The 12354-nt window shown below is 48.2% G+C and carries 15 protein-coding genes; 5 read left to right on the top strand and 10 right to left on the bottom strand.

Annotated features, from left to right (window positions below; all coding sequences use genetic code 11):
- A complete protein-coding gene (locus GO493_RS09625) occupies positions 1–648 on the top strand; it encodes an HAD family hydrolase (protein WP_157305937.1) in 648 nt (215 codons plus the stop codon).
- Positions 649–702: 54 nt separating this feature from the next.
- On the opposite strand, the gene GO493_RS09620 is transcribed toward GO493_RS09625, so the two are convergent.
- Entirely contained in the window at positions 703–945 is a 243-nt protein-coding gene (locus GO493_RS09620; RefSeq protein ID WP_157305936.1) for a hypothetical protein, read from the bottom strand.
- A 109-nt stretch (positions 946–1054) separates the two neighbouring features.
- Between GO493_RS09620 and GO493_RS09615 the strand changes: the two genes are divergently transcribed.
- On the top strand, positions 1055–1663 hold the full coding sequence (locus tag GO493_RS09615) for a DUF4142 domain-containing protein (RefSeq protein ID WP_157305935.1): 609 nt from the start codon (positions 1055–1057) through the stop codon (positions 1661–1663).
- Positions 1664–1761: 98 nt separating this feature from the next.
- On the opposite strand, the gene GO493_RS09610 is transcribed toward GO493_RS09615, so the two are convergent.
- The 9 genes from GO493_RS09610 to GO493_RS09570 form a co-directional block, all read right to left on the bottom strand.
- Entirely contained in the window at positions 1762–2274 is a 513-nt protein-coding gene (locus tag GO493_RS09610) for a 4'-phosphopantetheinyl transferase family protein (RefSeq protein WP_157305934.1), read from the bottom strand.
- Positions 2271–2525: an acyl carrier protein gene (locus tag GO493_RS09605; RefSeq protein ID WP_157305933.1), complete on the bottom strand. Its 255-nt coding sequence runs from the start codon at positions 2523–2525 to the stop codon at positions 2271–2273. Before GO493_RS09605 ends, GO493_RS09610 begins: the two co-directional genes overlap by 4 nt.
- Positions 2525–3802, bottom strand: coding sequence for a beta-ketoacyl-[acyl-carrier-protein] synthase family protein (locus GO493_RS09600; protein ID WP_157305932.1), 1278 nt, complete (start codon positions 3800–3802; stop codon positions 2525–2527). Before GO493_RS09600 ends, GO493_RS09605 begins: the two co-directional genes overlap by 1 nt.
- A gap of 2 nt (positions 3803–3804) precedes the next feature.
- Entirely contained in the window at positions 3805–4242 is a 438-nt protein-coding gene (locus tag GO493_RS09595; protein WP_157305931.1) for a 3-hydroxyacyl-ACP dehydratase FabZ family protein, read from the bottom strand.
- A gap of 6 nt (positions 4243–4248) precedes the next feature.
- The gene (locus GO493_RS09590; RefSeq protein WP_157305930.1) at positions 4249–5031 is read right to left on the bottom strand and encodes an SDR family oxidoreductase; all 783 of its coding nucleotides are present in this window, start codon (positions 5029–5031) and stop codon (positions 4249–4251) included.
- Positions 5025–6077: a type III polyketide synthase gene (locus GO493_RS09585; protein ID WP_157305929.1), complete on the bottom strand. Its 1053-nt coding sequence runs from the start codon at positions 6075–6077 to the stop codon at positions 5025–5027. Before GO493_RS09585 ends, GO493_RS09590 begins: the two co-directional genes overlap by 7 nt.
- On the bottom strand, positions 6074–6787 hold the full coding sequence (locus GO493_RS09580; RefSeq protein WP_157305928.1) for a methyltransferase domain-containing protein: 714 nt from the start codon (positions 6785–6787) through the stop codon (positions 6074–6076). Before GO493_RS09580 ends, GO493_RS09585 begins: the two co-directional genes overlap by 4 nt.
- Before the next feature lie 3 nt (positions 6788–6790).
- On the bottom strand, positions 6791–7918 hold the full coding sequence (locus GO493_RS09575; RefSeq protein WP_157305927.1) for an NAD(P)/FAD-dependent oxidoreductase: 1128 nt from the start codon (positions 7916–7918) through the stop codon (positions 6791–6793).
- Between the two features lie 181 nt (positions 7919–8099).
- Positions 8100–9056, bottom strand: a complete 957-nt coding sequence (locus GO493_RS09570) for a manganese catalase family protein (protein ID WP_157305926.1) — start codon at positions 9054–9056, stop codon at positions 8100–8102.
- A gap of 237 nt (positions 9057–9293) precedes the next feature.
- On the opposite strand from GO493_RS09570, the gene GO493_RS09565 reads away from it, so the two are divergent.
- From GO493_RS09565 to GO493_RS09555, 3 genes are all read left to right on the top strand, one after another.
- Positions 9294–9536, top strand: coding sequence for a hypothetical protein (locus GO493_RS09565; RefSeq protein WP_157305925.1), 243 nt, complete (start codon positions 9294–9296; stop codon positions 9534–9536).
- A gap of 113 nt (positions 9537–9649) precedes the next feature.
- Positions 9650–11374 (top strand): carbamoyltransferase family protein, encoded by a 1725-nt coding sequence (locus GO493_RS09560; RefSeq protein ID WP_157305924.1) that lies wholly within the window; start codon positions 9650–9652, stop codon positions 11372–11374.
- Between the two features lie 5 nt (positions 11375–11379).
- On the top strand, positions 11380–12354 hold the full coding sequence (locus GO493_RS09555) for a glycosyltransferase family 2 protein (RefSeq protein WP_157305923.1): 975 nt from the start codon (positions 11380–11382) through the stop codon (positions 12352–12354).

Genomic DNA, 12354 nt, shown 5'->3' with positions numbered 1-12354 from the left:
ATGACCCGACCTGGATGTATCATTTTTGATTGCGACGGCGTACTGGTAGACAGTGAAGTGATAGGCGTACGGGTACTCCTGGACATGGTTTCACACTATGGCGTGAACATGGACCTGCAGGAGGCCGTGGAAGAATTCAGTGGCATCCGGCTCAAAGAAGGTATCAAACGGCTGCAGCAGATGACCGCTACTCCATTCCCGGAAGATTTTGAACAACTGTTCCGCGCCCGCTCCTATGAAGTGTTCAAAACAGAAATGCGCCCTGTACATGGCATAGAGCCCCTGCTGGATATGCTGACCATCCCCTATTGCGTAGCTTCCAGCGGACCGTTGGAAAAAATAAAGCTCAACCTCACTATAACAGGATTATTAAAATACTTCGATGATAACCGCATCTTCAGCGGTTACCAGATCAACAGCTGGAAACCAGAGCCGGATATTTTCCTGCATGCAGCTAAACAGATGGGATTCCAGCCTGCTGACTGCGTAGTGATAGAAGATAGCAAAGCCGGCGTGATAGCTGCCCGCAGAGGCGGTTTTAAAGTGTACGGATATGCAAAGCCATTTAATGGGGAGGAACTGGAAAAAGAAGGTGCAATCGTATTTTATAATATGAAAGACCTGCCCGCATTATTGTCTCTCAGCTAACTTATGTACATAAAGCAACACTTCTATGTAAGTACCTCCCCATCTTTTATCAGATCAGTCATGCCCTTCCTGTTTCACAAGCTTGTTATAAATACCAAAGAGAAGGAAAGGAGCCGCCCATTGACCAATGAACAGGCTTACATGCTTTTGTTTCAGGCATTGTAATGCCAGCGAAACCCCCATTGCACCTACAGCAGCCCATAAATAAGCATCCGAGGGGATCTTTGCGGTCTGGTTCTCTATTGTCCTGGCTATTGAGCCTTCTTCATATTCAGGATTTAGTGATGTGTTGTCCATAAAACATTGTTTTAATAAAAAAATGTGGTTTACCATATACAAAGAGCAGGAAAATTATGCCAGCCCCGGGATGGTATTTTTTTTGAACACACTTAATAAAACATTATCCATGAAACAACATACATTCTTAGCCTTCTCAGCTACCATACTCATGGCATGCGGACAATCCAACCAACCGAAGAGCCAGGAAGAAGCCAGCCAGGACAGCACAGCTGCCATGGCGTCAAGCATGGATTATATAGATAACTCTTCGGTAAACTTTGTAACCTCCGTTGCGAATGCCAATCTGAAGGAAATAGAGCTTGGAAAAGTAGCACTGCAGCATGCAGACTACCTCCGTATCAGGAATTACGCACAGAAAATGATAGATACACACACCAAAGCTAACAGGGAATTACAGCAGGCCGGGTATTCTACCGGCATAACATTGCCAACGGCACTTGACAGGTCTGATATGGACGATGTAAAGAAACTTGCTGAAAAGGACGGCAAAGCGTTTGACAGGGCTTACATAAAGGCAATGGTACAATTACATCAACGCAATATGGAACGACTGGATGCGGCAGTAAGCGATATGAAAGACACTGCCTTGCTGCGTTATGCAAAAAATACCTTACCGGTTGTTGAAGCCCACCTGAAAGAAGCCAGGGGGATCCAGGAAGACGTACGTAAAATGTACGATCCCCTGCAGGGAGACGATATTTCTGACTCCCACTGATAAAAATCGTTTATCATAATAAACCGGGCAAGATACGTGATATGCTATTACTGCCATGCAGATACTAATACCATCACTATACCAAACTCACCATATACTTACTTCCCAAGGCTTACCTGCGCGTAATACCTGCCATGATGACTAATAGAAACGGGGATTGTGGAAAATGAGGAGCTGAGCAGATAAGGGATACCGTCCTGGCTTTTCTGTATACCGGCAAAAGCAGTTTCTTCAGTATATACGGTAAGATGCTCAAAAAAGCTGTCGTATTTAACAGCTATGGTATGAATACTATTTTCTGTAAGATGGGAAATGAAAGAATGACGCTGTCCTTCATACCAACAGGTACCGGCAGCTGTAGCGTTATTATATTCCAGTGTAAGACAAACAAATTGTTGCGGGGCATAAAAGCGTGTCAGCGTACGCCTGTTCACTATCTTATATACTGCTTCTTTACAGCTCCACAACAGCCATACCATTGTTTCCGGTACGGCCGCCTGCAGGATCATCTCCCGCTCCTGAACAGTGAAAAGCTTATTGAGGAACCCCTTTCTTTGCCAGCGGGATTCCTGCCCTGCCAGCTGCAGATCTATGATATCATTACCTATCATCCCTGCGCCAGCTTGGCTTCAATGATCTCTATAGCAGACTTTACATTCAGCATACGTTCCATAGATTCATTATCGATCACGATATTGAACTTTTCTTCCACGTCCAGTATCACATCTACCAGGTTGGCAGAGTTGATCTTCAGGTCATTGATGAAATCAGTGTTCTCATCAATATTTGCCAGTGCTTCCTCGTTTTTTGCGTAAGGTTTAATGATCTCTTTTAATTGTGCGATCAGCGTTTCTTTATCCATTATGCTTGTTTATACTTCTTTATAACTACACAGGCGTTCACATCCCCAAAACCAAAACTGGCTTTTGCTATCAAATTTAAATCTTTATAAAGCAACCGCTGCGGTATTTTTTGTGGATCTGCAATAGCTTCAATGTCAGGGTGCAGGTCTTCGCAATTGATGTTGGGAAAGAGAAATCCTTCATACAACTGTATAACAGCTGCCACCAGCTCTATACTGCCGGAACCGCTCAGGCAATGTCCTACCAGGCCTTTCAGGGCATTCAGATAAGGAAAGTCTTTCCCCTTCCGCTGCAGGGCTATGCTCCAGTTCTCCACTTCCAGCGCATCTTTACCGGTAGCCGTGAGATGCCCGTTAATAGCATCTATCTCTTCTGCCCGCACACCGGCATGCTGCAAAGCAGTGCGGATACAGCGTTGCACAGCCTCGCTGTTGGGAGCCGTCATGGTGCCGTCACCCCGTTGTCCGCCGGAATTAATATTTCCTCCCAGTATTTCCGCATAGATCCTGGCTCCCCGTTCCTGCGCGCTCTCTAACGATTCCAGGAGCAACGCCCCCGCTCCGCTGCCCGGAACAAAACCGCTGGCAGAAACGCTCATGGGGCGGGAACCGGCCGTGGGATTATCATTATGCCTGAATGTACATACTTTCAGGCCATCAAAACCACCCCATATATAAGGTCCGCTATCACTCGTACTGCCGGCCAGCATACGTTTTGCCTGCCCGGAACGGATACGCTCAAAGGCCATCAGCACACTTTCCGCGCCAGTGGTACAGGCAGAAGAATTGGTGGTGACCATATTACCCAGTCCCAGCTTCCCGCCAAGCCAGGCGCTGATACCGCTGGCCATGGTCTGCGGCACCACAGTACTGCCTAACCGGCGTACTTCAAGTGCATCTACCTTATAGATAGCCTCCCGCAATTTATCCACTCCGGCAGAACCGGCGCCAAATACAGTACCACTGTCCCAGTCGGGGGCCGCTCCGGGAGCAACAGGCAAACCTGCATCCTTCCAGGCGTCTATACCCGCCACCAGGCCATAGAGTATGCCATTGCTATTGAAATTCCGCAACTCCAGCGGATCAAGGTATTGCAGCTGCAGGCTTTCAGGAATATCCGGCTTACCTGCTATCTGGCAGGAGAAACGCAGATCTGCCAGCTGCTGGTCATAACGTATGCCGGAAACACCAGCTTTCAGCGCCGCCGTAAAAGCGGGAATGCCCGTCCCATTGGGAGCAGCTACGCCTATACCTGTCACAACAACTCTGTTATGCATGATTATTTCCTTATGATCATTCCGGCAATAGTGCCGTTACAAACTTCTTTACCTGCTTCATTGAGCAGGCTGACATTGCATTTAAGCTTTCCGAAACGAAAATAGACCTTTTGGGAAAATACTGTCACCTTCTCTCCCGGAAAAACAGGCAGCAGAAAAGATATATCGGTCTCCGTTAGACCGAATCCCATACCCTGCTCCGGCAGCTCATCCTTCACCAGGTAAATGCCCAGGCAAACAAGCCCTATCTGCGCCATTACCTCTGTTAACAGTACGCCGGGAGTTACCGGATAGCCTTTGAAGTGGCCTTTGTAACAATCCATGTCTTCCCGGAAGGTAAAATGCCCTCTTACAGTCTCACTGTCAATGTGGTCCAGTCCATCCACAAACAGGAAAGGATGGGCGTATGGTAGTTTTTCAAGGATCTCCTGTATAGTCATATACTCCTAGCTGATATGTTCTCCCCCGTTTACCGGTATCACAGCTCCGTTGATCCATGCCGCTTCGTCTTTGCAGAGCAGGTATACGACATTGGCTACATCCTCAGGAGTGGTAAGCCTTTGAAAGGGGTTTCGTTTTTTAGTATGTTCAATCAGTTGCTCACTGCCCGGTATCATCTGCAGGGAACGGGTATCTGTAACGCCGGCCTGTATACAGTTGGCCCTGATACCCGCAGGGGCAAACTCCAGGGCAATACTCCGGCTGATGGCTTCCAGCGCAGCTTTGGCGGCAGATACGGCCGCGTAGTTCTTCCACGCTTTACTGCTGCCTTCACTGGTGAACGATAGTACACGGGCATCGGGGGTAAAAATCCTCTGGCGGTACAGCGCCTGTGTCCAGTCATAAAGACTGATGGCCATATAATCCAGCGTAATATTAAAATCATCTGCCTCCAGGGTATTATCTCCCGTCATTGACTTCAGGTTCCCTTTGGCAATACTGTGCACCAGGCATCTCACTTTTACCTGCTGTGCTTTCAGGGCTTCCAGTACTTCATTCCGCTTCTCACTGTTGCCGGCATCTGCATTGAAGGTTATCAGCTGTACGCCCGTAGCACGAATACCTTCAAAAGCACTGTTCACGGCATCCATGGCGATCCTGGGGTCCCGGTGAATGATACAGATATTCATACCATGCAATGCCAGCTTGCGCGCAGTAGCCAGTCCCAGGCCGCTGCTACCGCCCAGTATGACAGCCCAGTAATTATGTGAAGCAAATTCCTTTACCATTGCAATAATATTCTTTGGGCGGAAAAACCGGGACCAAAACTTAGCATAAGCCCCTTCTGACCTGCCGGTATATCCCTGTCCATAAAACGCTCCAGTACATACAACACCGTAGCGCTGGACATGTTGCCATACAAACGTAAAACTTCTTTGGTATCATCAATATTCTTTCCCATTTCCCCAAACAGCCCCTCTACTGTCTGGATAATCTTTTTACCTCCCGGGTGAAAGATAAAATGATCCAGCTCTTCAACTTTCAGCCCATACTTTGCCAGGAAAGGATGAATGATAGCCGGGAAATGCTCCGCTATCTTTTCCGGCACTTCCACATCCAGCACCATCTGCAACCCGGGATTGGTGAGCCGGAAGCCCATCAGGTGCTCTGCATTGTAGAAGTGGTACATCTCTTCTGCCACTACCTGCGGCCCCTTGTCTGCTTCATGGGAAGAAAGGATCACACAGGCCGCACCATCCCCGAAAATGGCAGCGCTCACAATATTGGCCATAGAATAATCGTCCAGCTGAAAAGTAGCCGTAGGCGATTCTACCGCAATAACGGCCGCCCTTTTGCCCGGATGGGCCTCCAGGAATTTTTTGGCGTAGATCATGCCCGAAACACCTGCAGCACATCCCATCTCGGTAACGGGTAAACGGACAATATCCTGGCGTAACTGCAAGGCATTGATCAGGTATGCGTCCAGCGATGGGATCATAATACCCGTACAGCTGACAGTGATAATATAATCCAGGTCCTGCGGCTGCAGCCCGGCCTTATTCAAGGCATCTGCCAGGCAACGCTCTCCCAGTTTTATCACCTCTCTGACATAGATATCGTTCTTCTCTTCAAAAGATGTTTTAGTAAAGACCTCTTCAGGGCTCATGATAGAATATCTCCTGTCTACTGCTGCATTCTCAAAGATCTTCTTCACCTTCCGGGCAAAACGCTCTTCCTGCCCCGAAAGCCACAGGTCCAGGAAAGGCATGATCTCATCTGTAGTTCTCGTATATTCCGGTAATGCTTTGGCTACGGCCTGAATTCTGATGCTCATACTGTTGAAATGACCCATTGGTAACGGAAAGCCCATTTCCATTTTAGGGTATACTGATTGATATTGAGTTTTTGTGACAGTTGTTCTATTTCTCTTTTCTTAAACCCTCTCAGGATAGATACAGCGCCATCATAACGTGCCATGCTGTTCAGGCCCGCTATCCTTCCAAACAGGTGGAACAGCCTGTAGGCAATTGCATTCCGGTGCAGGTCGTTGACCACAACGCCAATGCCGGCATTCCGGCAAAAGATCTCCATCAGCTGCAATATCCCCTCCTCTTCAAAATGATGCAATGTAAGCGTACAGAGTGCAATATCATATTTAAGCTGCCCGAACACAGGAGACAGGATATCCATGCAATGGTAAGTGATTTCCGGGTACTCTGCTGATAATTCTTTTGCATAGCTGATGGTAAAAGCATTGGCATCTATACCTATGAACCTGAGCCGGCGGCCGGCGCTTCGGGCCTCATCTGCCAGGGCCCGGAGCATATCTCCGTTACCACAGCCTATATCGGCTATCAGCGCCTCCTGCTGCAACGGTATCTTTTTCAACAACGTACGCACCCCGCCGGAGGTAATGCTGTTACCTCCCAGTACCCTGTTGATGCCTGCAATCTGGTTAAGGGTCTCTTTCAGCAGTTCCCCTTCCATCTGCAGATCGTCCATAATCTCCGGGGTTATAGTGCGCCGGCTGGTATCCACGAACATCCGTTATTGCATTTTTAAAGGTTTACCATGTGTTTGCCGGATAATGACCGGTAATAAAGGCGGGAACAACGTAAGGCCGTTCATCACGGCCGTTGCCAGCCGCCGCTGATGGAATACGGCAGACAATAGCCTGCCGGCCTGCATCCTGCCCGCAAAATGCCGCTGCCAGGCCTTTGTATATCCCTTCTCCAGCTGTGGCCGGGATATCTGCCCTGCATTACATGCTATAATATGCTCTGCCGCTATCCGGGCGCTGTGAATAGCCATAGCCATACCATTGCCGCAAAGCGGATGTATCAGCCCGGCGGTATCTCCCGTCATCAGCACATGCTCCTCCACTTTCTTCTTATCAGAAAATGAGATCTGGCTGATGCTGAGCGGCCTTTCAAATAACAGGCGGCTATTCTCAAACACCTGCTTCAGATGCCTGTTCTTATACAACACCTCCTGCTGATGAGCAGTAATATTCTTATACTTTTTGAAACTCTCTGCATTGACCAGGTAACAGATATTGATAATGTCCTTTTCTATTTTTGATACCCCGCAATACCCCCCGTCAAAATTATGCAACGCCACCAGCCCATCAGGAAAATCTCCCTCATAATGCCCCTTCACCGCCATCCACGGAGAACGCTGCCACGCAAAATCCCTGGACAGCTCCAGGTCCAGCGCAGAACGCTTACCATATGCCCCGATTACAAAACGGGCTGTCAGCGGACCATTAGCCACTGTATTGACCCTAAAAATACCGTTACTGCAGGAGATATTGCTCACTGCATCCTGCAATAAGGTACAACCTGCCGCTATGGCCTTCTGCATCAGGAAATTATCCAGGGCGTAACGGCTTATACCAAAACCTCCCAGGGGCAGGACGGCCTCTATTGTCCTTCCGGATATGGCTGAGATACAGACACGGTCAATGGAAGCAGGATGCAAAACGGCCGGATCTGCGTCCAGCCACTGTAAATATGGAAGTACTTCGTTGGAAATATATTCACCGCAGACTTTATGCCTGGGATAAGGGTGCTTTTCTATCACCGTAACGTGCAGACCTGCACGTAAAAGGTGAAGCGCTGCGGTCAGGCCGGCCAGCCCCCCGCCTGCAATAATTACGTCCCTTACCGCATGCATATGTGACAGTATTAGTAAAATTTAAATGTTCACTGTTAAGAGAACAAGTGTACACAATTTCCATAATATGTACAAATAATCTGCCATTTGACCATAGCAGTTCACTCTTTAACTTAATAAATAAAACGGGTTCTGCCAAAGGCAAAACCCGTTTTGGTCCACGTTCGCTCTCTGCATCAAACTATCTTCCATGCCCATTCTCACTTTCTGCATACGAATTCCATTGCGTCTTCCCCTTAGAAGTTGCTGCATTCACTTCCGTACTCCGCAATTCACTAAGTTCCGCATCCAGCTCCTTTACACTCTTCAGCGTTCTTTCCGTGCCCTCCGGCTTCACATCACACAAACCCTGCGTTTCATGCACACACTGCTCCGGGTTATCAATATATTGCCATTCCTCCTGCAACTGTGTGCTCAACCCTTCATTCCACGGGCCACGTACTTTATTCGTATCAGACATGTTAAAGTATTTATTACTGTAGCGCGGATCTCCCTGCAGCACACCCGGCGGGAAGTTAGGCTGAATAGTGGCCAGCGCAGCTTCAAACATCTGGTAGTGCGCTATTTCCCGGGTCATCAGGAATGTCAGCGTCTCCTTTACATAAGGATCGTCCGTAAATTTCATCAGGTATTCATATGTGATCTTTGCTCTCGACTCAGCAGCAATGTCTGAACGAAGATCGACAGACAGATCATTGTTCGCATTAACATAAGCCCCCGTCCACGGCACACCCTGGCAATTGGTCAGCATAGGTCCGCCACCACTGTGCACCAGGAACTCAGGATGCATCATAGCATGATGAATATAATCTTCTTTTGCTGCCTTGCCTTTCAGTGTTTCCATCAGCTCGGAATTATCCGCCGCATTCTTCAGTTCGCCATTAATACCCTGTAATAACAACTGGATAGTGGCGCCTACTATTTCCAGGTGACTGAACTCTTCCGTGGCAATATCCATCAACAGATCATACTTATCAGGATAAGGCCTCCTTGCGCCAAATGCCTGTACAAAATATTGCATAGCCGCTTTCAATTCTCCGTTACCACCGCCAAACTGTTCAAGTAATAATGCCGCAAAACGGGGATCAGGTTCAGATACACGTACATTAAACTGTAGCTCTTTTACGTGATGAAACATAGGATGATTTTTAAATGGTGAATAATCTGGTACGTGAAGAGCGCGCCAATAAATATGCCTGTAAATATTGTTCTCTGAGTACCTGCTGATGTTGTTTCTCTCTGTACATACCAGTGTGGACAATCATTCCCCAAACATGGACAGGTTCAAATAGTATCTCCGGTATAAGCAGGTGGCGTAATCTTTGCGCCCCCAACCTGTAATCATTATCATTCATTACAACTTAAATCAAACGTTATGCAGAAAACCAAAATGAAAGAGAAGGAAACTGCACGGAAGAATGATCCAAGACAGGAAGACATACCGGGACAGGGAGGTCAGTCATCAGAAGATCTGAATGAAAATGAAGAAGACGAAGAAGACGATACAGAAGAAATAGATAATACCCCCGAACTGGACGAAGAAGACCTGGAAGAAAATAACCTGTCTGAAGAAGATGCAGATAAAATCGATTGGGAGCCTCCGAAAACAGGACTGTAAGATGTATAATTCAACAGGATGTGCCTCAGTCGCAGAAATCGCTTTAACCTCCGGCTAAAGCGATTTTTGCGATCTGCTCCCACGAAACTTTTACCTCAAAAAATTCATAGCTCATGTATACACTCGGTATCAATGCCGCTTTTCACGATTCAGCAGCCTGCCTGGTTAAAGACGGACAACTCATTGCGGCAGCAGAAGATGAACGCTTCACCCATATCAAACATGGTAAAAGACCGATCCCCTTCTCCGCTTATGAACTGCCCTTTCATGCAATCGATTATTGCCTGAAAGCAGCCAACATCCATCTCAATGATGTAGACCATATCTCTTACTCCTTCGATCCTTACATACTGCTGGACCCGGAAGACGCCGCCAGGGACCTGATAGATATTCCGCTCAAATGCCCCGATCAGATCAGGGTGCCTGAGAAATGGGTATCCCCCTGGGACCCGCTGTTCCTCTCTTCTATCATCAACGCTCCCGGGCAGCTCACAGATGGCTACCCCCATCACCTGCAGCAACGCTTCCGCGGAGCGAAGTTCAGCAACGAACAATGGCACTTCGTAGAACATCACCTCTGCCATGCCGCCAGTGCATTCCTGCCCTCCCCATATACAGAGGCCGCTGTTATGACTATAGACGGCCGTGGTGAAAAAGCCACCACCACCTTCAGTATCGGATCAGGCAATGATCTCAGGAGGATCAGCCAGGTAAACATGCCGGACTCACTGGGATTACTGTATGAGAAAATAACTACCCACCTCGGATTCCTTCATTCATCAGACGAGTATAAGGTAATGGCGCTGGCATCCTATGGCAAACCAGTGTTTGTAAACGCATTCCGTTCCATGATACACCTCTCCGGCAACGGGCAATACAGCATCAATGATGAAAAGATCACTGACCTTTTAGGCCCCGCCCGTAAAAAAGGAGAAGCATTCACCGCTCATCATTTTAACATCGCACATTCCTTACAGGCTGTACTACAGGAATCCGTACTCCAGCTGAGCGAATGGCTCCATAAGATCACCGACGCTGAAAACCTCTGCTTTGCAGGGGGCGTAGCATTGAACTGCGTACTGAACGCCAGGATCAGGGACGCAGGTATATTCAGGAATATCTGGGTACAACCAGCCTCCGGCGATTCAGGTACTGCCCTCGGCGCAGCCATGTGGACAGACGCTACCATCAGGAACAGCCAGGAAAAGACCTTTAAAATGGATCACGCTTACTGGGGGCCTGAATACAGTGACGATGAAATAAAAGCATTCCTCGACTGGACCAAAACACCCTATCGCCAAATGGAGAACATAGCAGAAGAAACTGCTGCATTGCTGGCCGCCAACAAGGTCATTGGCTGGTTCCAAGGCAGAATGGAATTTGGCCCACGGGCGCTGGGTAGTCGCTCCATACTCGCCTCTCCCATTTCCGGCAGCATGCAGGCAAAACTCAATGAAGTGAAAGACAGGGAAGACTTCCGCCCCGTAGCGCCCGTAGTACTGGAAGAAGTAGCTGCAGAATGGTTTGAAGGCGCTCACTTCTCTCCTTTCATGCTGTTCGTATACGACGTAAAACCTGACAAGAAAGATAAGATCCCCGCAGTAACACATGTGGACGGCACCGCGCGCATACAGACAATAAACCATGAACAGCACAGCCGCTATTATGACCTGCTCCAGGCATTTTACAAAAAGACAGGCGTACCTGTGCTGATCAACACTTCCTTTAATACCCTGGGAAAACCCATCGTATGTACCCCCCGCGATGCAATTGAATGTTTCTGGTCATCCCCGTTCGATGCACTGGTAATAGGCTCTTTTCTGATCGAAAAAAAGTAACGCCCATGAAAAAGAAAATATCTGTTGTTATACCCACTTACCGCCGGCCGGAACTGCTGCCCGGCTGCTTATATGCGCTGGAAGAACAGCTGTTTGACAAAACAGACTTTGAAGTGATAATAGTAAGTGACGGGCCCGATCAGTTCACCCGGCAGGTAGCATGCAGCTGGAAATATGCAGGGCTCATCAACGTAAGATATATCTGCCTGGCCGAAAAAAAAGGACCGGCAGCAGCCCGCAATGCCGGATGGAGAGCAGCTGAAGCCGAACTGATAGCCTTTACAGATGATGATTGTCTTCCCTCTCCGCAATGGCTCCAGGCTATCTGGAACGCCTGGCAGGAAGAACCATACATTGCCTATACAGGACGGGTGACAGTACCTCTTGCAGGTAAACGGCCAACAGACTACGAATGGAATACCGCGCAGCTGGAAAAAGCTGAATTCATTACAGCCAACTGCGCATGTACTAAAAAAGCGCTGGAAATTGTAAATGGTTTTGATGAAGCCTTTGAAACAGCATGGCGGGAAGACAGCGATCTCGAGTTCAGGCTCATACAGGCCGGAGTACCCATACATCATTTACCACAGGCAGAAGTAATACATCCCGCACGCCGTGCCCGCTGGGGAGTGAGTATCAAAGAGCAGCGAAAGAACATATTCAATGCCCTGCTATACAAGAAATTCCCAAAACTTTACAGGACCAGGATCCAGCAACGGCCGGCATGGAACTATTACGTAATGATCATCTGCTTCATTACAGGTATCGGCTGCCTGGCAGCACAACAACCTGTGGCGGCATCTGTTTTGCTGGGCATATGGTTGATGCTGACATTGCTGTTTGCCTGGAAACGCCTGATGCACACAGCACGTACAGCATCACATATCAGCGAAATGATCATTACATCCGCCGCCATCCCGTTTGCAGCTACTTACTGGAGCCTCTACGGTGCATGGCGCTATAAAGTGCTCTATTTATAA

This window comes from Chitinophaga tropicalis, from assembly GCF_009758205.1.
Classification (GTDB): domain Bacteria; phylum Bacteroidota; class Bacteroidia; order Chitinophagales; family Chitinophagaceae; genus Chitinophaga; species Chitinophaga tropicalis.
This window is presented reverse-complemented; position numbering and strand designations above follow the sequence as displayed.